This is a genomic window from Qipengyuania sp. NPDC077410, assembly GCF_044543405.1.
GTDB lineage: Bacteria > Pseudomonadota > Alphaproteobacteria > Sphingomonadales > Sphingomonadaceae > Qipengyuania > Qipengyuania pacifica.
In genome coordinates, this window is record NZ_JBITWB010000001.1 from 66165 (window position 1) to 87252 (window position 21088).

A 21088-nucleotide genomic window follows, 5' to 3' on the forward strand; every position below is an offset into this window, starting at 1 on the left:
AGGCTGCACCGCACCGAATTTCCTATGCCATCGGTTCGCGTCGCCTGATTACAGTCGGACGCAATGTCGTCCCAGTTGCCTTTTCGCTTGCGGATGTGCTTGTAGGCAGGATTCCTACGATCCCATCCATTACTCATGCTGATGGGTTCCGGATTCTCTCGGCGCCGCCGGCAGCTGAAGCAAAACTGCGCGATGCTATGCCGGGATTTCTCATGGGTGGGCGGGAAGATTACGAGCGCCATTACATCGACATGACCGGTAGTTACGATGATTACCTGGCGCGCTTTTCCGGAAAGACCCGATCGACCTTGCGGCGCAAACGACGCAAGATGGAAAACGAAAGCGGCGGATCGCTCGACCTGCGCCTCTATTCCCGACCTGAGGAAATGGACGAGTTCGTCCACCATGCCGTTCCGCTATCCCGGATCACCTATCAGGCACGCCTGCTCGACGCAGGGTTGCCCGAAAGCGAAATAGCCCGCGCCGAAATGCGCGAGCTCGCCTGGCAAGATCGCGTCCGCGCCTTTCTGCTCTTCCTGAATGGCGAGCCAGTTGCCTATCTCTATCTACCGGTGATCGGCGAAACTCTGGTCTATGCCTATCTCGGCTACGATCCGGCCCACGCCAACCTTTCGCCCGGAACTGTGTTGCAAATGGCAGCACTCGAGAGGCTGTTTGCAGAGCAACGCTACCGCTATTTCGACTTCACGGAAGGAGAGGGGGCACACAAGCGCCTGTTCGGCACTCGCAGCGCACCCTGCGCAAGCTTTCTTCTGTTGCGCCCTACCTTGGCCAACCGTGCACTGCTGTCGAGCCTCAAGGCCTTCGACGCGGCGGTGGGAAATGCGCGATCACTGGCAGCGCGAACCGGGGCCGAGCACCTCCTGCGCCGCGCTCTACGCACATAAGAAAAGGGCCGGAAGGTTCGCACCCGCCGGCCCTTTCTGATCTGTCTCCGCCGACCTTGATCGGCGATCCGTCAGCGCGGGAATTACGCGCCTTCGATTTCCTCAAGGTCGACCTTGAGGCCAGGACCCATCGACGAGGTCAGCGTTACCTTGCGGACATACTTACCCTTGGCGCCAGAAGGCTTCGCCTTCACGATCGCTTCGGTCAGAGCCTTGAAGTTCGTCTTCAGGTCCTCATCCTTGAACGACAGCTTGCCGATGCCGGAGTGGATGATGCCCTGCTTCTCGACGCGGAATTCGACCTGGCCGCCCTTGGCGTCCTTAACGGCCTGCTCCACGTTCGGCGTAACCGTACCCAGCTTCGGGTTCGGCATCAGGCCCTTGGGGCCCAGCACCTTACCGAGGCGGCCGACGACGCCCATCATGTCGGGCGTTGCGATCACGCGATCGTAGTCGAGATTGCCGTTCTGCATGTCTTCCATGAGATCTTCGGCACCGACCTTGTCCGCACCTGCGGCCAGGGCCTTCTCTGCATTGTCGCCCTTGGCGAACACGGCAACCTTGACGTCCTTGCCGGTACCGCTCGGAAGCGAAACCATGCCGCGGACCATCTGGTCGGCGTGGCGCGGATCGACACCGAGGTTCATCGCGACTTCGACGGTTTCGTCGAACTTTGCCTTGTGTTCACGCAGCGTGGCGAGAGCTTCGTCAACGCTATAGAGCTTTTCAGCGTCGAGCTTGGCGACGATCTGCTGCTTCTTGGTCTGCTTTGCCATGATCTTAGCCCTCCACCACGTCGAGGCCCATCGAACGCGCGCTGCCTTCGATGATCTTGGTAGCCTGTTCGATGTCGTTCGCGTTCAGGTCGGCCATTTTCTGTTCGGCGATTTCGCTCAGCGCCGAACGCTTGATCGATCCGGCCGAAACCTTGCCCGGCTCTTTCGAGCCCGACTTGAGCTTGGCGGCCTTCTTGATGAGGAAGCTGGCCGGCGGGCTCTTGGTGACGAAGGTGAACGAACGGTCCGCATAGACGGTGATCGTCGTCGGGATCGGCATGCCCTTTTCAAGGCTGTCGGTCGCCGCGTTGAACGCCTTGCAGAATTCCATGATGTTCACGCCGCGCTGACCCAGCGCAGGGCCGATGGGCGGCGAGGGATTGGCGGTGCCCGCAGGCACCTGCAGCTTGATATAGCCGTCGATCTTCTTGGCCATAACTGGCCTCCTTTCTCACTGTCGCCCCGGCACTTTCGAACCGAGGCTCATGGTAAGCGGTCAGCGGCCTGCTGTTGCAAGCCTCCCGCACGATTCCCGAAGATGACTTGGGAAGGCGCGCACATAGCGTCTTCGCATCTCAATGCAAGCAGTCGTTTCGCGTCCGGCCTTTGTCGAAAGCCCATCGCGTGCCACATTTCGCCAGTATAGTGTGAACTGGGATGAAACGATCTGCCAACTCAGCGATAATGGCTGCCCTTGTGTGCGCAGCTTCGCCTGGGTTTGCGCAGAATTCGGCAGCGCCTTCCGGCAGTCTCCCAAAACCTCCCACGGCCGTCATCGACGAAGCGCTCGAGATCCGCGGCGAGGAAATTGCGGCAAGCAAGCTGCGCAACCGTATGACTGTCGAGGTAAAGATCAACGGCGAAGGCCCTTACGAGTTCGTCGTCGACAGCGGTGCCGACAGTTCTGCGATAGGATCGGCCCTGGCTGGCAAGCTGGCTCTTCCAGCAACCGATCGCGCCTTGTTGCACAGTGTAACGGGTAGCAGCTTCGTCGATCGGGTGGTTATAGACGAACTGCAGTTGGGGCCTACGGTTACCACCGGGCTGGAAGTGCCGATACTCGACGAACGGGCAATGGGCGGCGATGGCATGGTCGGCCTGGACGCCCTCGTTAACCAGCGCCTGATGATCGACCTGGAAGAGCGAACCATCACGGTGGATGACAAGGTCGATTTGGGTGAGATCAGGGACGGAGTAATCGTCGTGACAGGCCGGCTTCGGCGCGGCCAGCTCATTCTTACGCAGGTCACGGCCGGTCGTCAGAAAGTCGAAGCGGTCGTCGACACGGGTTCAGAGGTCACGATCGGTAATCTTGCCTTGCGGGACAAGCTATTGCGCAAGCGCAAAAAGGCGTTCGCCACCATCAAGGTGTTCGGTGTAACAGGCCAAGAAATCGAAATCGAATTCGCAGTCATTCCGACTTTGAAGCTCGGCCCCATCACTCTGCAGAATGTGCCGATCGCATTCGCCGACATCCCTCCGTTCGCCGTCTTCGGTCTCGAAAAGAAGCCCGCACTGCTGCTCGGTATGGATCTGATGGAGAGCTTCCGCCGCGTGTCGCTCGACTTCAAGGACAGGAAGGTCCGCTTTCAATTGCGTAAATGCCGTCAGACCAGCACCATTCTTCGATCTGCGCGGGCAACACGGATCAGCACGACCGAGGAAAGCGCCTGCGCCCGCTAGTCAGAACCAGAAGCGAAGTCCGAACACAACACTGGTGACCGATACATCCCGGCCAGCCGCACGCGAGAAATCGGCGCCCCTGCCCACCTTCCATTCCTGTTCGACACCGACATAAGGCGCGAATTCCGGGACGAATTCATAGCGCAGACGAAGGCCAGTTTCGATATGATCGATGCCGGCTCCCACACCCAGTTCGGGAATGTCCTGCGCCGACAGCGCCAATTCTGTGCGAGGCTGCAGAATTAGTCGCTGTGTAATACGCTGGTCGAGTTCCGCCTCGATTCTCGCCGTTACGTCCCCTTTGTTCGAAACGAAGGCTGCAGCGTCCAATTCAAAGAGATATGGTGCTAGCCCTTGCACGCCGATCACTGCGTGAGTTCGCGCTGGACTATTCAGATCCTGCCGGACGCCTGCCTGAAAATCGAACCAGGGGCCAATGGCGTGCGACCAGAGCGTCTGGACTTCGGCCTGTTCCAGCGGGCGGCCCCATTCACCCTCCCCTTCGCTTTTGACCCATATTTTGTCGATGTCGCCGCCATACCAGCCCTGCAGGTCCCACAGAAATCCGTCTCGCCCCTCGCGTGTCCGCAATTCCAGCCGGTCGCCCTGTACCCACAGTAGCTGCATGCTACCATGCTCGCGGGCGAGCGCTGCGCGGCTATCTTGCATTGCGTCCGCTCCCCAGATCGCATCTGCGGCTCGCGGAGGTCCACTGCCAGCCGAATCAGGGGGCCGCGCCAGCATTTTCGGCTCGGCCGTGTTTTGCGAATGCTGGTGGCCATGGTCCATTTCGGAATGGTCCACTTGCTCACGATCTACCGGCTGCACATGTTTAGGTTCGGAATGGTCGGAATGCCCTTCGTGCTGGGCGAAAGCTGCAGTGCCGACATTGGCGCAGGCGAGCGCAAGGATAAGCGCGTATCTCATGCCTCGCCATCCGGCGAAGCAACCGTAACTACCTGAAACATGCCGGCATGCATGTGATAGAGCAAATGGCAGTGAAACGCCCAGTCCCCCGGCTCGTCAGCAGTGAGATCGAATGTCGCGCTACCGCCGGGTTGCACGATCACCGCGTGCTTTTGCGGCTGGTGCATGCGATCAGCGCCATTGACCAGCTCGAAAAAATGGCCGTGCAGATGGATGGGGTGGGCCATCATCGTGTCATTCACCAGCTTCACACGGACCCGCTCATTATAGCCAAAACGAATGGGCTGGTCGGCGACGGCGTTGAACTTCCGTCCATCGAACGACCACATATATCGCTCCATGTTGCCAGTGAGATGGATTTGCATGTGGCGACTGGGTTTGCGCGGATCGTCGTTGGGTTCCCGCGCGGTGAGATCGCGGTACGTCAGCACCTTGTGTCCCACCTTGTCGAGCCCGAGACCCGGGTCGCCCATCCGGTCGGCAGGATTTGCGCTGACCATGTCGATCCCAGGGCCGACAGCCACATTCGGCGGCAGGCTGGATGTATCGCGCATTTTCATCGAGCCATGGTCCATCCCCCCGGCCGATGGGGCATGGCCCATGTTCGAATGATCGCCACCCGAATGGTCCATCCCGCCGTGACCCATGTCCGTCATGGTCAACAGAACCGGATCGCGCAGCGATGGCACCGGTGCCCGCGCGCCAGCCCGCGATGCGAGCGTGGCGACAGCCATGCCTGACCGATCCATTGCCTCAGCAACGATAGTATGCGCTTCGGCCGTCGGCTCGACGACGATGTCATAAGTCTCTGCCGTTCCGATCTGAAACTCGTCCACCTCTATCGGACGCACGTTCTTCCCGTCCGCCTGAACCACGCTCATCCGCACCCCGGGAATGCGGATGTTGAAGAAACTCATCGCGCTGCCATTGATGATGCGCAGGCGAACGCGTTCGCCCGGACTGAAAAGATATTCGAGGCTGTCTTCGGGCGCGTGGCCGTTGATGAGATAAGTGTAGGTCGATCCGGTCACATCGGCGATGTCGGTCGGCATCATTCGCATACCCGCCCACATCCTGCGATCGCTTCCGCTCAGGCGATAATCGTCCGTCCAGCTGGTCTTCTGACGGTTGAAATACTCCTCGCCCTTCTTGAGCTTTGCCATGATCGTATGCGGGTGAAGCGGGCTGAACTCGCTTAACAGCAGCACATAGTCGCGAGCAGCCTGCACCGGATCGGGACCCGCAGGATCGATGATGATTGGGCCGTAATGGCCCGCCTGTTCCTGGAGATTCGAATGGCTATGCCACCAGTAGGTGCCCGACTGGCGCAACGCCGGCAGTTCGTAGACAAAGGTTTCGCCGGGCTTGATGCCCGGAAAGCTTACCCCGGGCACACCGTCGAACTGAAACGGAAGGAGCAGGCCATGCCAATGTATGGACGTGTCCTGCGCAAGATGATTGGCTACGCGCAGTGTGACGGCTTCGCCTTCCTTCAGACGCACCAGCGGGCCAGGCACGCTGCCGTTCACAGCAAAAGCGTGCCCACTTCGCCCGCCAACCTCGATTGCCCCCTGCCCGACCGCAAGGTCGATCACTCTGCCGGATACTTCGTCAAAGCCTTGCCGGATTGGTCCATGCGGCATCGCCCGGGCCCACGCAGGAATTGCCGCAAGGCCGCCAAGACCAACTGCACCCTTGAGGATCGCCCGGCGGGTAGTAAATAATGCGCTCATTACCGTTGCAAACTCTCGTCTTGCAGCGCATCTATACCCCCAGGGGGTATCACACAAGCAGGAATTCCCATGCCGGAAAAGTCAGCACAGCGCCGGATCGTCGACCGGCTTCGCAGGGTAGAGGGTCAAGTGCGCGGGATTTCGCAGATGGTGGAAGACGATCGCTATTGCATCGACATCCTGCATCAGTTGCAAGCGGTGAAGTCCGCCCTGGCCCGCGCAGAGGACGAAATTTTGAAGAATCACGCCTCGCACTGTGTGGCCGAAGCTATCGCATCTGGCGATGCGGACGAGCAACGACAGAAATTCGGCGAACTGATCGATCTGTTCGCCAAGGCAAAACGTTAATTCCGGCGGCAACCACGGAACCTGACAGCGCAAACGGAAAGGCCCCGCCCGGCAGATCCGGACGGGGCCTTTCAAACGCGTTTGTCAGCGGTCTTACTTGACCAGTTCGACCTGTTCGAAGTCGAGTTCGACCGGCGTTGCGCGACCGAAGATCGAAACCGAAACCTTGACCTTCTGCTTGTCGAAATCGAGCTCCTCGACAAGGCCGTTGAAGCTGGCGAAAGGTCCGTCGAGAACCTTGACCTGATCGCCGATCTCGTAATCGACGCTGATGTCCTTCTTGGGTGCCGACTTCGCTTCTTCCACACCGCCGAAATAGCGCGCGGCTTCCTTCTCGGAGATCGCCTGCGGCTTGTTGTTGTTGCCAAGAAAACCGGTGACCTTGGGCGTGTTCTTGACGAGGTGGTAGATGTCGTCGGTCATGTTAAGCTTGGCCAGGACGTAGCCGGGCATGAACTTACGCTCAATCTGGACCTTCTTGCCACGCTTCACTTCGGTGACGGTCTCGGTGGGAACCTCAACTTCTTCGACGCCTTCCGACAGGCCCAGACGCTCGGCCTCGGCGATGATCGAATCGCGGACCTTGTTCTCGAATCCGGAATAAGCGTGGATGATGTACCAGCGTGCCATGTGTTCCTAACTACCCTGTCGAATTACTGCTCAGGCGACTGTCAGCAGCCAGCGCACCACGGCGCTGAACAGCGAATCGACGCCGAGGAAGAAGACCGAGAGAATGACCATCATGATGAAAACGAAAATCGCCGTGCGTACCGTTTCCTCGCGCGTCGGCCATACGACCTTGCGCCCTTCGGCCTGGACCTGCCGGAGGAATTCCGCCGGGCTGGTTTTCTTTTCGTCTGCCATCGCTCACGTCTCTCGCGTAAAAATCGTGCCGCCTTCCGCCACGTCCCTTTCAGGTAGGGTCTCTCGCCGCCCCGGTTCAAGTCCGGGAGGGGCTTTTATCGATCCCAATGTCGGAAGACGGTGCAGCGTCTAGTTTGCCGCGCGCAAAAAGGCAAGCCGGGGACTGAAGTTCAAAGCCCCCCTTTGCAAGCGTGGCAAGCGCGACTAGCCTGCCCGCTTTCCAGTTAACGGGACGCATGAGGGGAATTTACGACATGGCAACAGGCCAGACGGCAAGTCTGGGCGAGCGGCTGATCGAGCCGGTCACCAACATTTCCGATTTTATCTGGGTGGGCACATGGAACGGTGCGGAGGTACTGCCCTTCCCACCCATGACGATCGTACTGCTCGGCATCGGCCTGTGGATCATGGTCGGACTGAAATTCTACCCCATTCGCAATCTCGGCAACGCATTTGCCGGCCTTTTCAAAGGCAGGAAAAGCGCGGGTGCGGGCGAAATCTCGCCATTTGCGGCCCTGTCGACGGCGCTTTCGGGCCAGGTCGGAACCGGTAATCTTGCCGGTGTGGCGACGGCCATCGCACTCGGCGGACCCGGTGCGATCTTCTGGATGTGGATTACCGCCCTGTTCGGCATGGCGCTGGGGTTTGCGGAAGGCAGCCTTGCCATCCGCTACCGCGAAAAGACGAGTGACGGCGTGCTGCGCGGCGGCCCGATGACCTACATCATGATGGGTCTTGGCAAGAAATGGACATGGCTCGCCGTGCTGTTCTGCCTCGGCACGCTGTTTTCCGCCTTGGTAACCGGTAATTCGATCCAGTCGAACGAAGTGGCCAGTGGCCTCAACGAACTGTTCGGGATCGAACGCTGGATGGGCGGTCTGATCGTCGCCATTCTGGTCTTCATCGTCATTATCGGCGGCATCAAGTCGATCGGCAACGTTGCAGAAAAGGTCGTGCCTTTCATGGCCGCAACCTATATTGCGATGGCGTTGATCGCGCTGATCCTGAACTTCCAGGACCTGCCCGAAACCTTCGGCCGCATCTTCGGCGGTGCATTCAACATGCAGAGCGCAAGCGGCGGTTTCGCCGGGGCGATGATCATTATCGCAATCCGTGCTGGCGTTGCTCGCGGCCTATTCTCCAACGAAGCTGGTCAAGGTTCGACGGCCATTGCGCACGCTGTCGCACAGACGAATGATCCCGAGCAGCAAGGCCGCATGGCGATGCTGGGCACGTTCATCGACACGATCGTCATCTGCACCATGACCGCACTCGTGATCCTGACGGTGGAAGGCGATTTCACTTATCAGGGGCAGGCAGTGCAGCATGTCTGGCAATCGGATCTCGGCACGACGCAGATGTCCGGCTTCGTTACCACCTCAGGGGCATTCGCCGCGGCGTTTCCAACGCTCATCGCGGGCATACCGCTCGGCACGCTGGTGGCATCGGTGGCGCTGATCCTGTTCGTCTTCACCACGTTGCTGACGTGGAGTTATTACGGCGAGCGGGCGATTACCTTCCTTTACGACCGTATTCCGGGCTCCACCCGGGGCGGCGAGAAGATCCTGCACATCATCTGGCGGGTAATCTGGTGCATCGGCATTTTCGTCGGGGCGACCCAACCTTCGCAGCTGGTCTGGCGTCTGGGCGATATCTCCAATGCGGCAATGGCCCTGCCCAACCTGCTGGCTCTCGCATTGCTGAGCGGCGTCGTGTTCAAGCTTGCCAAGGGCGAGCGTGACGCAGGGCCTACCCATACGGAAGACACGCCGGAAGAACCGGAAGAATACTGACGGTCATTAGACTGGCACGAAAAAGGGGCCGGGGGTCAACAGACCTCCGGCCCCTCGTCCTTGGTACGACTGAACCCTCAGCGCAGCCCGAACAGGCGAGCCAGGAAACCTGGCTCCTCCATGGGCAGGATCTTGCCGTGCATCTGATAACGCAGCGAGCTGTCGCTATAGGGTTTCGGCTTGGCCCAGCGATCCGGGCTACTGCTGTGGAAGGACAAACTTGACATGGCAAACCTCCATGAAATCTCTCCCACCGTCCTGATGAGTAAAAACCCTAGGGTTGCACGCTTGTTCCCGGTGGGCGGCTTCCGCGGCTCCAGACCAGCGCCAGCAACGCCAGCGCTGCGAGCGGCATCAGGTTTACACCCAGCGGGAATGCCAGAGCCCGTGTGGCGAAGGGCGCGAAGTAAAGGATGACCAATGCAAGCTTTTCAAATGGCCGGAATCCTCGTTCCAGACCTTGAGTGACCAGCCACAGCGTGGGAAAGACCAGAAATGGCAAATCGTAGTTGAAGAGATAAGGCGACGCGAGAGCGGTCGCCGCCAGCACGACCGCGCCCGTTGCCCTGGCATCGCCATCGAACCGCCGCCATGCGAATATCGCCGAGGCGACAGCCAGGCCGCCAGATGCAAGCCCGGCAATGCTCGCGGGCAAATCCCCCGCCCAAAGCCGTACCTGTGAGAAGAACGTCGCCATCCGCAGGAGGAAATCGGCCTCGACAACTTCCATCAGCGCCCCGCTCGCGCGCCAGCTTGTGGCGTAATCGCCAAGGATGCCCTTTCCGAAAACCAGCACGGAAGAGGCAAGCAAAGCCAGTGTCACCACCCCTGCCGACAGGAATGCTCGCCACCGCCCACCGGCAGCGAACCAGATCGGGGCAAGCACCGCTAAATGCGGCTTGATCACCAGCGCTCCGATCGCTGCTCCGGACAATGCCGAACGTTTGCCCAGTTCATGGGCGCCAAAAACCAACAGGGCGCCAGTGAGCAGTCCCGTTTGCGCATGCGTTGCCGCAATCACTGCACCGGGATACGCGATTACCAGCGGCCACAGGCGAGGAAATGCCCGCAAGCTCGCCCATGCCCATAGTCCCCATGTCGCGGCGACCCAGGCGATCCATGCGATCGGGAACGGCAGTGCCCCGAATGGCACCGCCGCGAAAAGGAACGGGGGTGGATTAACGAACGCGAACCACCCATCGCTGCCGGTGTCAATCTGCACTTGCTCCTGAACCGCGAGATCGTATGCCGCGGCCGGATCGCCTGCTGCCGTCACATGGCCTGCACCCCAGAATGCCAGAAAATCCGTGCCGACAGGGCCCGTTGCCTGAAGGTAAGCGTGACCCACCAGCGCAAGGCCCGCCAGCGCAACCAACCACGAATAGCCGCGGACCCGGTCCCTCGTGAGCCATTCGGCTTTGCGCAGCCAATCCACTTTCGCCTATCCGGCTTTGGCTGCGATCCAGCGGTCGATCTTCGCTTCCAGTACCGGCATGGGGAGGCTGCCAGTGCCTAGCACTTCGGCGTGGAAATCGCGGATGTCGAATTTGTCACCCAACTGTTCCTCCGCGCGCTTGCGCAGTTCCTGAATTTTCAGCGCTCCGACCTTGTAGGCGAGCGCCTGGCTGGGGATCGCGATATAGCGCTCCACTTCCGCCACCACCTCGGTTTCGGTCATGCCACTGTTCTCGAGCATGAAATCGATTGCCTGCTGCCGGGTCCAGCCTTTCGCATGCAGGCCGGTATCGACGACCAGCCGCATGGCGCGCAATTGCTCGTCCTGCAGGGTGCCATAGCGATTCCACGGATCGTCGAAAAAGCCCATCGGGTAGCCCAGTGTTTCGGCATACAGGGCCCAGCCTTCGACATAGGCCGTATTGCCGCCAAACCGCATGAAGGCGGGCAGATCGGTATTTTCCTGCGCAAGGCTGATCTGGAAATGGTGGCCAGGCGCGCCTTCGTGCAGATACAGCGTGACATTGCCGGTCGTCAGGCGGCTCGGCAAATCATAGGCGTTGAAATAGAACGTGCCCGGGCGCGATCCATCCGGGCCGCCGGAATTGTACGATCCGCCTGCTTCGAACTTTTCACGATACTCTTCGTATGGCTTGATCTCGAGCGGTGTCTTGGGAACGAGCGAGAAATAGTCGCCGATCTTCGCATCAACCTGCTTGCCGATATCGTAGTAAGTCTGCGTCAGCGCCTCGCGGCTTTCCGGCTTGAACTTCGCGTCGGTGCGAACGTAGTCGAAAAACTGGTTGAGCGTGCCTGCGAAACCGACCTCTCGCTTGATTTCTTCCATCCCGTTCTTGATCCGCGCGACTTCGGTCAGACCGAGATTGTGCAGATAGTCCGGTTCCAGGGGCAGCGTGGTCGTATCTTCGATAAGCTGTCTATAGAGTTCAGCTCCACCCTTCATCTGCGACAGGCCCACCGTGTCGCGCGCGACAGGCATATATTCGTCCCGCAGGAAATCGCGAAGGCGAGCGTGAACTGCATAGATTTCAGCGGTCCCGGCTCTGTATTCCTCGGTCAGCCGGGCCTTGTCTTCATCTGAAAAATCTTCGGGGAAATTCTTCACCGGCATGAAGAAGGGCGATTCTTCCACCGGCATGGCCAGTTGCGTGTCAAGCTGGCTGACGACATTGCCGATGGTCAGTTTCGTTTCTAAAACGCCGGTTTCCATTCCCTCGCGAAACCTGTCGAACGCCCGGTCGGTGATCGCGATATAGTCCTTGTGCCGTTTGAGATTGTTTTCGTAATCCGTAACTGTCTTGAACGGAGCCGCGCTCTGTCCACTGGCAAAGTTCGGATAGAACGTGTGGAAACCCGAAAAATGATTGATCGGGCGCACCTGTGTGACAGCCAGGATTTCCGGGGCGAAGCCTGCCAGCGTTCTTTGCTGATTGTAGGCGAACACGTCATAAGCGAGCTGGTCCGTGGCCGAAAGCTTGCTGCGGTCGATTTCTGCCAGCATGGCGATGTTCTTCGCATTATCCGCCTTGCTCGCAGCGAGATATTCGTCGGTCAGGTAATCGCCCAGCCGGTCGGCATACCGCATATCGCCACGAAACAGGGCGCCGACAGGGTTCAACTTCAGTTCGCGCTCGTCCGCATCGGCGAAAAGCGCGAACAGTTTATCATGTTCGCCAGCCTCGGCGGCAACCGCAGCATCATCCTGCCGGTCCTGTGCGATGGACGGAACTGCCGAGAGCGCGAGCGCAAAAGCTGCACCTGAAGCGAATGCATGGCTGACGTATTTCATCGCAATTCCCCTGAAACCTCTGAGTTCCGTTACAACACTGGTTTGATATGGCGGACAAGCAGGGTTTGCGACCGATGGCGTAAACGCATCGACCGAACGCCGGCGTCGGTGTCCCCCGACGCGTAGGTCAGTCGATCACGCGCCCGCGAACCATTACCCAACCCACATTTTCGAGCGTAGCCGTGTCTTCCAGCGGGTTGCCATCGATCGCAATCAGGTCGGCGGAATATCCCGGCGCGATCCGACCGATTTCATTTTCCATGCCGAGCACCTTGGCGGCATTTGTCGTCGCCGTGGCGAAGGCTTCGCGGTGGCCCATACCCTGCGCCACCATGAGCGCGAATTCGCCGGCATTGCGCCCATGACCGAAAACGCCGGCATCGGTCCCGAAAGCGATTGGCACGCCCCAACGCATCGCTTTGCCCATGAATACCCGCGCCGTTTCGGCAACTGCCCGGATCTTCTCTTCGACAACGGGGGTGTAAATTCCTTTGCCCAGCCGTTCAGTCACACCCTGGAAAGCCATGAGCGTGGGGATCAGCACCGTGCCGTTTTTCTTCATTTCGTTGGCGGCCGCTTCGTCCAGATACGTACCATGTTCGATCGTATCGATGCCTGCTCGGCTCGCGGCCTCCACACCGCGGGCACCGTGGGCGTGTGCCATGACCTGCAGACCCAGCGAATGAGCAGTATCCGCGATGCTTTTCATTTCGGCATCGCTGAAATGCGCTTCCAGCCCGCGCCCCTGCTGGCTTAACACCCCACCGGTGGCGGTGATCTTGATGACATCGGCACCGTTCTGGCTGGCGAGGCGCACTTTCTCGGCACATTCCACTGCGCCGGTACAGGTGAACCCCGTGTCGAGAACCTCGTTCACTTCGGGACGGAAGCCGCTGACATCGCCATGTCCGCCGACAATCGCCAGTGGGGGGCCCGCCGCCACGATACGCGGTCCGGCGATGAAGCCTTCTTCGGTGCCGCGCCGCAGGGCGAAAGCGGATTCGCGGCCGCTGCCTGCCTCGCGCACGGTCGTGAACCCTGCCAGTGCCGTCAGTCGGGCATTCTTGGCGCCCACGACCACGCCCCATTCGTCGGGTTCGACGGCTTCTTTCCAGAAGTCGCCCCCAGGATCGCCGGTCAAATGAACGTGCAGGTCGACCAGGCCGGGCGCCACGGTCTTGGTCCTGAGGTCGACCACCGTCGCTCCTTCCGGAGCATCGGCAAAACCGTCCTCTATGCTCACGATCCGCCCGTCGGTGACCGTAACGGTCGATTGCCCCCGCGGCTGGCTGTCGGCATCCACCACGACCGCACCGGCATGGATGACCGTCGTGTCAGCCAGCGCAGGCGTGGCAATGATTGCTGCGCCGAGCGCAAGCAGTGCGGCGATTCTCATATGTTTCTCCCCTTTTGGCGCAAGGGGATGCCTGCCCTCATCGGCGAGGGCAAGCAAAAGCAGGTGTCAGAACGTATAGCCTACGCCTACCGCCCCCATCCATTGGTCGGCATCGCCGCGGATCGAGGTGAACGGGGTGCGTTTCGCGTCTCCAAGCATGCGCGAATAACCGCCCAATGCGATCAGGGCGAGCCCGCCATTGGTCACGTCGCCATCGAGGTCGAATACACCCAGCAGGTTGACCCCGGCGCTTTCGAAACCGCCTTCCGCCTGGAATTCGGGCAGCGGCCCACCAGCCGGGACGGAGTAGTAATAGTCGGCAAAGTCATCGTCGATATGCTTTGCGCTGACGGACAGCGATACGGCGATACCGCGGCTCAGCGGCGTGAAATAGGTAATGGACGGGTTGACCGACATGCCGTTATGCGCGCCGGCCACGTCCCAGACCGCATCGATGTTGAAGCTCAGGCTGTCATAGGGGTTGAGCAGCGCCGGAACGCTGACCCCTGCGCTTGGCCCCACTTCGATCGCCGTTTCCAGCTCTCCATAGCTCCTCACCACCGGATCCTTGATCTGGGCAGCGCGGTTGCGGCTCAGCTTTGCAGCGATGCCGGCGGAAAACGACACTTCGCCGTCCCTGTCGGGAATGAAATCGAGCGCGATCCCGCCGGCTCTCGGACTGATGCCGACCCCGCCCAGATTGCCCTGAACCACGGGGATCGGGGAGAAGACGTAGTCGTCCGAACCTCTGTAGCTCGGGCCATAGATCACGCCGGCGCCGACGCTCAGCCAGTCGCCGTCGAACACCGTGGGTTCGGCATTGCCGCTAGCCGCAGAGATTTCGTCCGCCTCCTGGGCGGCGGCAGGTGATGCGCACAGGGCGACGGCAGCGCCCGCAGCGGCAAGAATGGCTTTCATTTGATTTCCCTCGAGGTTCCCTGTTTGCATTGAAACACCCGGTTCGCGCTCCTGTTCCCGCCAGCATCGTCAAGACGATTGTCCCCTGTGCGCTTCGCCTCTAAGCCTTTTGGCGATGACTGAGCGCATGTTCGATATCGCAATCGTCGGAGGTGGGCTTGCAGGCGGGCTTACCGCGCTGGCAGTCCACCGGGCACATCCGCAATTGCGCCTTGCCCTGTTCGAAGCGGGGGAGGTTTTCGGCGGAAATCACCGTTGGAGCTGGTTTGCCAGCGATCTGGATGACGCCGGCACCGATTTGCTCGCACCCTTTCGCAAGACCGAATGGCCCGCGGGCTACGACGTCGCCTTCCCCGCCCACAGCCGGACGCTGGGCTCGGCCTATCGCTCGCTCGCCAGCCGGGACTTCGACGCGGCGCTGCGGCGCGAGCTGCCGCAGGAAGCGATCCGCACCCGGTCCCGTGTGGTCGCACTGGCAGCAAACGGAATCACGCTCGATAATGGCGAGCATATTTCCGCCCGGACAGTGGTCGATTGCCGGGATTTCCAACCTTCGCCCCATCTGCGCGGTGGCTGGCAGGTCTTCATGGGCCGCCACCTGCGCACCGATACGCCGCATGGCCTTGCCCGGCCGATCGTGATGGATGCGCGCGTTGCGCAGCACGATGCCTATCGCTTCGTCTACACGCTACCGCTCGGCGCCGAAGAGCTGTTCGTCGAAGATACCTATTACTCGGACAGCCCCGTGCTGGACCGCAACGCGCTTTCGGGCCGGATCGACCGCTATTGCGCCGCCATGGGCTGGCATGGCGATATCCTCGGCGGCGAAACGGGCGTCCTGCCCGTCATTACCGGTGGCGATTTTGCCGCATACCGGCGCGACCTGCGCGAACCGGGCGTGGTGCAGATTGGCGCGCGCGGCGGGTTTACGCATCCCCTCACCAGCTACACGCTGCCATTTGCCGTTGCCAATGCGCTGGTGCTGGCCCGCGAGGCCATGCTGCCGGGCGAACAGCTTGCCGCCCTGTTCGAAAAACGCGCGCATGATCATTGGCGGACGATGCGGTTCTTCCGCCGGCTTGGCCGGATGCTGTTCGACGCCGCCCGCCCGGACGAACGCTATCGCATCTTCGAACGGTTCTATCGCCTGCGTGAACCGCTGATCGAACGCTTCTATGCCGGAGCCCCGACATATGGGGACAAGTTGCGCATCCTTTCCGGCAAGCCCCCCGTCCCCGTGACCGATGCCGTCCGCGCGCTGCTTGGCAAGGGCAGCCCGCTCGTCCATGAGAAGCCCCAATGACCGCACAGACAAGCCCTGCCCCCCAGGCGGCCCAAACCCCAGCGCCCGTTCCGCCGGGCCGCACCGCCTGCGTCATCGGCGCGGGCTTCGGCGGGCTCGCCCTCGCCATCCGGTTGCAATCTGCCGGCATCGCCACCACCGTGGTGGAGGGGCGCGACAAGCCCGGCGGCCGCGCCTACCACTGGCAGAAAGACGGTTTCACCTTCGATGCGGGCCCCACCGTCATCACTGATCCGAACTGCCTGAAGGAACTATGGGCACTGTCCGGCCACGACATTTCCGAAGATGTCGATCTGATGCCGGTCATGCCCTTCTACCGGCTCGCCTGGCCGGACGGAACGCAGTTCGATTATTCCAACGATGAAGAGCAGCTGTTCCGCGAAATCGCGCAGCTCAACCCGGCCGATGTCGCCGGTTACCAGCGCTTCCTAGAATATTCCGAAGCGGTCTATCAGGAAGGCTATGTAAAACTCGGCCATGTGCCCTTCCTCGACTTCAAGTCGATGATCAAGGCCGCTCCGGCGCTCGCGAAACAGCAGGCGTGGCGCAGCGTCTATTCGGTCGTTTCCAGCTATGTCGATAATGAAAAGCTGCGCGAAGCGCTGAGCTTCCACACGCTTCTGGTCGGCGGCAATCCGATGAAGACCAGCAGCATTTACGCGCTGATCCACAAGCTCGAAATCGACGGCGGCGTGTGGTGGGCCAGGGGCGGCACCAATCGCCTGATCGCGGGCATGGTCACTCATCTGGAACGCCTTGGCGGCACTGTCCGGCTGAACGATCCGGTGGTCCAGATCCACACGCTCGGCAAACAGGTGACCGAGGTCGAAACGCGGTCGGGCTGGAAACAGCGCTTCGATGCCATCGCCAGCAATGCCGACATCATGCATAGTTACAAGGATCTGCTCGCTGGCGCGAAACGCGGTGCCGATTACGCCAAGCGGCTGTCACGCAAGAGCTTCAGCCCCAGCCTGTTCGTGGTCCACTTCGGGATCGAGGGGAGCTGGCCCGGCATCCCCCATCACATGATCCTGTTCGGCCCGCGGTACAAAGGCCTGCTGGAAGACATTTACGATCACGGCGTGCTGCCGCAGGACTTCTCGATCTATCTGCATCACCCGACCGTCACCGATCCGTCCATGGCGCCCGAGGGGATGAGCACGTTCTACGCCCTCGTTCCGGTGGCCCATATGGGCAAGCTGGCGGTGGACTGGGAAGAAATGGGGCCGATGCTCGAAAAGAGCATTCTCGACGAACTCGAACGCCGCCTCATTCCCGGCCTCCACGATCGGATCGTCACCAAATTCCATTATGCCCCCAGCGATTTTGCCACCGATCTCAACGCGCATATGGGCAGCGCCTTCAGCCTTGAACCCGTCCTCACGCAAAGCGCCTATTTCCGCGGGCACAACCGGGATGACGTGCTGGACAATTTCTATCTCGTCGGGGCAGGGACCCACCCCGGCGCCGGCATCCCCGGCGTGGTCGGCAGCGCCAAGGCGACTGCCGGACTGATGCTGGAGGATTTGGCATGACCCGAACTATGAACCGTCTGGCCGTCTACTGCGGCTCCGCCTCGCCGCAGGATCCGCGGTTCATCCAGCTTGCCTACGATGTGGGCAAGGGGCTGGCGCAGCGCGGCATCGGGGTGGTCTATGGCGGCGGACGACTGGGCCTGATGGGCGCCACGGCCCGCGGCGCGCTGGAAGCGGGCGGCGAGGTTATCGGCGTCATTCCCGATGCACTGGCCAATAGCGAAGTCGCCAATCACGACTGCACCGAACTCTACACGGTCGGCGGCATGCACGAACGCAAGCAGCGCTTCACCGACCTGAGTGACGGCTTCATCACCATTCCGGGCGGCGTCGGCACCATGGATGAACTGTGGGAAGCGATGAGCTGGGCGCAGCTTGGCTATCACGATAACCCGGTGGGCCTGCTCAACGCCTTCGGCTTCTACGATCACCTGATCGCATTCAACCGCCACATGGCCGAAGTCGGCTTCGTGCGGCCCGTGCACCAGAATATCCTGGTCCATGATACAACTCTGGATGGGCTGCTTAACCGTATGGAAGCATACGAACCCCATACCCCCATCTTCCAGATGAAGGCCGACGACCTCTGAACAAGCCCCGTACCCTCGTGCAGTCGCGCTATTTGCGCCCCACCCCCGCAAGGGCTGGCGGCGGGCGCGATCGTGCCGTGCTCGTCGATCGCTCGCTCGAATCGATCGAAGAGGGTTCGCACAGTTTTGCCGCGGCTTCGAAGCTGTTCGATCGCACGACGCGCGAACGCAGCTGGCTGCTCTATGCCTGGTGTCGCCGGTGCGACGATATTGCCGATAACCAGGACAAGGGCGGCCCCCTCGGCGATCAGGGCACGCCAAAGGATGCGGAAGACCGCGTCCAGGCGATCCGCGTCCTGACCCGCCGTGCGTTCGAAGAACAGCCCACGGCGGATGCCGCCTTCGATGCGTTTGGCCTTGTCGCGGACGAATGCGGCCTGACGCTGGAAGAAGCGAACGACGTGATTGCCGGTTTCGCGCTCGACGCCACCGGGTGGAGCCCGAAGACAGAAACCGACATGATGCGCTATTGCTACCATGTCGCCGGTGCCGTTGGCATCATGATGGCGCGTATCATGGGGGTTCATCCCGACGATGGCGAAACGCTCGATCGCGCTTGCGATCTGGGGCTGGCTTTCCAGCTCGCCAATATTGCACGCGATATCGTCGAAGATGCGCAGGCTGGGCGCTGCTATCTGCCCCGCACCTGGCTCGACGAAATGGGCTGGGAACAGGGCGAACACGCATTGCCCGAAAACCGTTTCCGCCTAGCCAGCCTGATGCCGCGCCTCATCGCCATGATGGAAAAATACGAAGCCGCGTCGAAGCTCGGCGCCAGGCGCCTGCGTTTCCGTCAGCGTTGGGCCGTGCTGGCCGCTGCACGCATATATGGCGCCATCGGGCGCAAGGTGCTTACCCGCGGGCAGCTCGCATGGGACAGCCGCACCAGGGTCAGTGGCCCGGAAAAACTGTGGCACATGACGGCCGCCTTCTTCGAAGCGATCGTGAACCGGCCGCAGGGTCCGTCGGAGCCGATCCTGTGGAGCCGCCACGATTTCAGGCCGGTCACCGGCTGGTAAGGCCCGGGGCTGTCGCAGCAGTCATTGCAAGAAAGCCCATGGGCCGTCGCGCCAATCCATCACGCAGCTTCCTGTGCCGCCGACAGGGCTGACGTTGGTTTGCTTCGCCTACCGCTCGCAATGACTTGAAAAATGGGTTAGCGCCCCGCCCATGATCCAGAAGCTTCTCATCGCCAATCGCGGCGAAATCGCCTGCCGCATCATCCGCACCGCGCGCGAAATGGGGATCGCCACGGTCGCCGTTTATTCCGATGCCGATGCCCGGGCGCTCCATGTCCGTCAGGCTGATGAAGCGGTCCATATCGGCCCTTCGCCTGCTGCCGAAAGCTATCTGCTGGGCGAAAAGATCATCGCCGCGGCGCAGCAGACCGGGGCGGAAGCGATCCACCCGGGCTACGGCTTCCTCAGCGAAAATGCAGGCTTTGCGCAGGCCGTCATCGATGCCGGACTGATCTGGGTTGGCCCCAAGCCCTCTTCCATCGAAGCGATGGGGCTGAAAGATGCCGCGAAGAAGCTGATGCGCGCAGCAGGCGTGCCGGTGACTCCAGGCTACGAGGGCGAGGATCAGTCGGTCGAACGCCTCAAGCAGGAAGCCGATGCGATCGGTTACCCCGTACTCATCAAGGCCGTCGCCGGCGGCGGGGGCAAGGGAATGCGCAAGGTCGATGCTGCAGCCGATTTCGAAGCGATGCTGGAAAGCTGCCGCCGCGAAGCCAAGGCCAGCTTCTCCAATGACGAGGTGCTGCTGGAAAAATGGATCACCTCGCCCCGGCATATCGAAGTGCAGGTGTTCGGCGATAGCCATGGCAACGTCGTCCACCTGTTCGAACGCGACTGCTCGCTGCAGCGCCGTCACCAGAAGGTCATCGAGGAAGCACCCGCTCCCGGAATGGACGATACAACGCGCGAGGATATCTGCGCGGCTGCCGTGCGCGCGGCCAAGGCGGTCGATTACGAAGGCGCAGGTACGATCGAATTCATTGCCGACGCCAGCGAAGGCCTGCGCGCCGACCGCATTTTCTTCATGGAAATGAATACGCGCCTTCAGGTCGAACACCCCGTGACCGAAGAAATCACCGGCGTCGATCTGGTCGAATGGCAGCTGCGCGTCGCAAGTGGGGAGCCAATCCCGCTCTCGCAGGAGGATCTTTTCATCGACGGTCATGCCATCGAAGCGCGCCTTTACGCAGAAGATCCGGCTGGCGGCTTCCTCCCTTCGACCGGCGCGCTCGATCACTTCGACCTTGGCGTTGAAGGCCGCATCGAAACCGGCGTCGAGGAAGGCGATCGGATTTCGCCTTTCTACGATCCCATGGTGGCCAAGCTGGTCGTCTGGGGCGAAACTCGCGGCGATGCTATCGATCAACTCGCCGGTATTGCGGAAAATGTCGAAATCTGGCCGGTAAAGACCAATGCCGCGTTCATCGCGAACTGCCTTCGCGACGAGGATTTCGAACAGGCCAATCTCGACACCGGCTTCATCGAAACCAAGCTCGACGATCTCGTGTCGTCCGACGAAGCAGACGACGACATCTGGCAGAGCGCGGCCGATTTCATCGCTCTGGCCGAAACCGAAGACTATGAGGACCTGCCCATCGGCCTGCGCCTCAATGCCCCCGGCGTGCTGTCGGCAACGCTCACGCACAAGGGCGAAACCCGCACCGTCTCCGCCGCTCGTGCCGGCACGGAAAGCTTCGCGACGGGCTTTGTCGATCCCGCCAGGGCCGTGGTCTTTGCCGATGGGCAGAGCTTCGTTTTCGAACGTCAGTCCCGTGGATCGGGTGCCGCAGCAGCGGGAGACGGCGCCATCCTTGCCCCCATGCCGGGCAAAGTCATCGCGGTCGATGTTGCCGCAGGCGATACGGTTACCGCGGGTCAGCGCCTCATGGTACTCGAAGCGATGAAGATGGAACACGCCCTCACCGCGCCCTTCGATGGCACCGTAACCGAACTGGCCGCGAGCGAGGGCGGGCAGGTGCAGGTCGAAGCCGTTCTCGCAGTTGTCGAGCCGAAAGAAGAATAAGGCTTCA

At 61.0% G+C, this 21088-nt stretch carries 20 protein-coding genes; 9 read left to right on the forward strand and 11 right to left on the reverse strand.

Going from position 1 to position 21088, the window contains the following annotated elements:
- The first annotated feature begins 197 nt into the window (after positions 1-197).
- Complete coding sequence (locus tag ACIGGE_RS00305; RefSeq protein ID WP_397489064.1) at positions 198-908, forward strand: GNAT family N-acetyltransferase; 711 nt, start codon at positions 198-200, stop codon at positions 906-908.
- A gap of 83 nt (positions 909-991) precedes the next feature.
- Here the strand turns inward: ACIGGE_RS00305 and rplA are convergent, their stop codons facing one another.
- Together rplA and rplK are read right to left on the reverse strand one after the other, a co-directional pair.
- A complete protein-coding gene (gene rplA / locus ACIGGE_RS00310) occupies positions 992-1684 on the reverse strand; it encodes a 50S ribosomal protein L1 (protein WP_397489065.1) in 693 nt (230 codons plus the stop codon).
- A 4-nt stretch (positions 1685-1688) separates the two neighbouring features.
- A complete protein-coding gene (gene rplK / locus ACIGGE_RS00315; RefSeq protein WP_103022417.1) occupies positions 1689-2120 on the reverse strand; it encodes a 50S ribosomal protein L11 in 432 nt (143 codons plus the stop codon).
- Positions 2121-2368: 248 nt separating this feature from the next.
- On the opposite strand from rplK, the gene ACIGGE_RS00320 reads away from it, so the two are divergent.
- Complete coding sequence (locus tag ACIGGE_RS00320; RefSeq protein WP_397489066.1) at positions 2369-3367, forward strand: retroviral-like aspartic protease family protein; 999 nt, start codon at positions 2369-2371, stop codon at positions 3365-3367.
- Here ACIGGE_RS00320 and ACIGGE_RS00325 read toward each other — a convergent pair whose 3' ends face one another.
- Together ACIGGE_RS00325 and ACIGGE_RS00330 are read right to left on the reverse strand one after the other, a co-directional pair.
- Positions 3368-4294, reverse strand: a complete 927-nt coding sequence (locus tag ACIGGE_RS00325) for a copper resistance protein B (RefSeq protein ID WP_397489067.1) — start codon at positions 4292-4294, stop codon at positions 3368-3370.
- Positions 4291-6027, reverse strand: coding sequence for a copper resistance system multicopper oxidase (locus ACIGGE_RS00330; RefSeq protein ID WP_397489068.1), 1737 nt, complete (start codon positions 6025-6027; stop codon positions 4291-4293). Before ACIGGE_RS00330 ends, ACIGGE_RS00325 begins: the two co-directional genes overlap by 4 nt.
- Positions 6028-6096: 69 nt before the next feature.
- Between ACIGGE_RS00330 and ACIGGE_RS00335 the strand changes: the two genes are divergently transcribed.
- Positions 6097-6375, forward strand: coding sequence for a metal-sensitive transcriptional regulator (locus tag ACIGGE_RS00335; protein WP_272020516.1), 279 nt, complete (start codon positions 6097-6099; stop codon positions 6373-6375).
- A 93-nt stretch (positions 6376-6468) separates the two neighbouring features.
- Here ACIGGE_RS00335 and nusG read toward each other — a convergent pair whose 3' ends face one another.
- Together nusG and secE are read right to left on the reverse strand one after the other, a co-directional pair.
- Entirely contained in the window at positions 6469-7005 is a 537-nt protein-coding gene (gene nusG, locus ACIGGE_RS00340; RefSeq protein ID WP_103022412.1) for a transcription termination/antitermination protein NusG, read from the reverse strand.
- A gap of 30 nt (positions 7006-7035) precedes the next feature.
- The gene (gene secE, locus ACIGGE_RS00345) at positions 7036-7239 is read right to left on the reverse strand and encodes a preprotein translocase subunit SecE (protein ID WP_103022411.1); all 204 of its coding nucleotides are present in this window, start codon (positions 7237-7239) and stop codon (positions 7036-7038) included.
- Positions 7240-7493: 254 nt separating this feature from the next.
- Between secE and ACIGGE_RS00350 the strand changes: the two genes are divergently transcribed.
- Complete coding sequence (locus tag ACIGGE_RS00350) at positions 7494-9032, forward strand: sodium:alanine symporter family protein (RefSeq protein ID WP_103022410.1); 1539 nt, start codon at positions 7494-7496, stop codon at positions 9030-9032.
- 77 nt (positions 9033-9109) lie between these two features.
- Here ACIGGE_RS00350 and ACIGGE_RS00355 read toward each other — a convergent pair whose 3' ends face one another.
- From ACIGGE_RS00355 to ACIGGE_RS00375, 5 genes are all read right to left on the reverse strand, one after another.
- The gene (locus tag ACIGGE_RS00355; RefSeq protein ID WP_173829935.1) at positions 9110-9259 is read right to left on the reverse strand and encodes a hypothetical protein; all 150 of its coding nucleotides are present in this window, start codon (positions 9257-9259) and stop codon (positions 9110-9112) included.
- A gap of 47 nt (positions 9260-9306) precedes the next feature.
- Complete coding sequence (locus ACIGGE_RS00360) at positions 9307-10467, reverse strand: glycosyltransferase family 87 protein (protein WP_397489069.1); 1161 nt, start codon at positions 10465-10467, stop codon at positions 9307-9309.
- 6 nt (positions 10468-10473) lie between these two features.
- Entirely contained in the window at positions 10474-12297 is a 1824-nt protein-coding gene (locus tag ACIGGE_RS00365) for a DUF885 domain-containing protein (protein WP_397489070.1), read from the reverse strand.
- 127 nt (positions 12298-12424) lie between these two features.
- Positions 12425-13693, reverse strand: a complete 1269-nt coding sequence (locus ACIGGE_RS00370) for an amidohydrolase family protein (RefSeq protein WP_397489071.1) — start codon at positions 13691-13693, stop codon at positions 12425-12427.
- Positions 13694-13759: 66 nt separating this feature from the next.
- A complete protein-coding gene (locus tag ACIGGE_RS00375) occupies positions 13760-14611 on the reverse strand; it encodes a MipA/OmpV family protein (protein ID WP_397489072.1) in 852 nt (283 codons plus the stop codon).
- Positions 14612-14738: 127 nt separating this feature from the next.
- Here ACIGGE_RS00375 and crtY point away from each other — a divergent pair, with 127 nt between their 5' ends.
- From crtY to ACIGGE_RS00400, 5 genes are all read left to right on the forward strand, one after another.
- Positions 14739-15914 carry a lycopene beta-cyclase CrtY gene (crtY, locus tag ACIGGE_RS00380; protein WP_397489073.1) on the forward strand — a complete coding sequence of 392 codons (1176 nt, stop codon included), beginning with the start codon at positions 14739-14741 and terminating at the stop codon, positions 15912-15914.
- Positions 15911-17449 (forward strand): phytoene desaturase, encoded by a 1539-nt coding sequence (locus ACIGGE_RS00385; RefSeq protein ID WP_103022404.1) that lies wholly within the window; start codon positions 15911-15913, stop codon positions 17447-17449. Before crtY ends, ACIGGE_RS00385 begins: the two co-directional genes overlap by 4 nt.
- 8 nt (positions 17450-17457) lie before the next feature.
- Positions 17458-18039, forward strand: coding sequence for a TIGR00730 family Rossman fold protein (locus ACIGGE_RS00390; RefSeq protein WP_221597999.1), 582 nt, complete (start codon positions 17458-17460; stop codon positions 18037-18039).
- Between the two features lie 17 nt (positions 18040-18056).
- The gene (locus tag ACIGGE_RS00395; RefSeq protein ID WP_397489074.1) at positions 18057-19058 is read left to right on the forward strand and encodes a phytoene/squalene synthase family protein; all 1002 of its coding nucleotides are present in this window, start codon (positions 18057-18059) and stop codon (positions 19056-19058) included.
- A gap of 151 nt (positions 19059-19209) precedes the next feature.
- Entirely contained in the window at positions 19210-21081 is a 1872-nt protein-coding gene (locus tag ACIGGE_RS00400) for an acetyl/propionyl/methylcrotonyl-CoA carboxylase subunit alpha (protein WP_397489075.1), read from the forward strand.
- Positions 21082-21088: the final 7 nt, after the last annotated feature.

Bases quoted from the DNA above. Each gene is read 5' to 3' on its own strand.
- ACIGGE_RS00305 (WP_397489064.1), top strand. From the start codon at position 198: ATGCCGGGATTTCTCATGGGTGGGCGGGAAGATTACGAGCGCCATTAC.
- rplA (WP_397489065.1), bottom strand. From the start codon at position 1,684: ATGGCAAAGCAGACCAAGAAGCAGCAGATCGTCGCCAAGCTCGACGCT.
- rplK (WP_103022417.1), bottom strand. From the start codon at position 2,120: ATGGCCAAGAAGATCGACGGCTATATCAAGCTGCAGGTGCCTGCGGGC.
- ACIGGE_RS00320 (WP_397489066.1), top strand. From the start codon at position 2,369: ATGGCTGCCCTTGTGTGCGCAGCTTCGCCTGGGTTTGCGCAGAATTCG.
- ACIGGE_RS00325 (WP_397489067.1), bottom strand. From the start codon at position 4,294: ATGAGATACGCGCTTATCCTTGCGCTCGCCTGCGCCAATGTCGGCACT.
- ACIGGE_RS00330 (WP_397489068.1), bottom strand. From the start codon at position 6,027: ATGAGCGCATTATTTACTACCCGCCGGGCGATCCTCAAGGGTGCAGTT.
- ACIGGE_RS00335 (WP_272020516.1), top strand. From the start codon at position 6,097: ATGCCGGAAAAGTCAGCACAGCGCCGGATCGTCGACCGGCTTCGCAGG.
- nusG (WP_103022412.1), bottom strand. From the start codon at position 7,005: ATGGCACGCTGGTACATCATCCACGCTTATTCCGGATTCGAGAACAAG.
- secE (WP_103022411.1), bottom strand. From the start codon at position 7,239: ATGGCAGACGAAAAGAAAACCAGCCCGGCGGAATTCCTCCGGCAGGTC.
- ACIGGE_RS00350 (WP_103022410.1), top strand. From the start codon at position 7,494: ATGGCAACAGGCCAGACGGCAAGTCTGGGCGAGCGGCTGATCGAGCCG.
- ACIGGE_RS00355 (WP_173829935.1), bottom strand. From the start codon at position 9,259: ATGTCAAGTTTGTCCTTCCACAGCAGTAGCCCGGATCGCTGGGCCAAG.
- ACIGGE_RS00365 (WP_397489070.1), bottom strand. From the start codon at position 12,297: ATGAAATACGTCAGCCATGCATTCGCTTCAGGTGCAGCTTTTGCGCTC.
- ACIGGE_RS00370 (WP_397489071.1), bottom strand. From the start codon at position 13,693: ATGAGAATCGCCGCACTGCTTGCGCTCGGCGCAGCAATCATTGCCACG.
- ACIGGE_RS00375 (WP_397489072.1), bottom strand. From the start codon at position 14,611: ATGAAAGCCATTCTTGCCGCTGCGGGCGCTGCCGTCGCCCTGTGCGCA.
- crtY (WP_397489073.1), top strand. From the start codon at position 14,739: ATGTTCGATATCGCAATCGTCGGAGGTGGGCTTGCAGGCGGGCTTACC.
- ACIGGE_RS00385 (WP_103022404.1), top strand. From the start codon at position 15,911: ATGACCGCACAGACAAGCCCTGCCCCCCAGGCGGCCCAAACCCCAGCG.
- ACIGGE_RS00390 (WP_221597999.1), top strand. From the start codon at position 17,458: ATGAACCGTCTGGCCGTCTACTGCGGCTCCGCCTCGCCGCAGGATCCG.
- ACIGGE_RS00400 (WP_397489075.1), top strand. From the start codon at position 19,210: ATGATCCAGAAGCTTCTCATCGCCAATCGCGGCGAAATCGCCTGCCGC.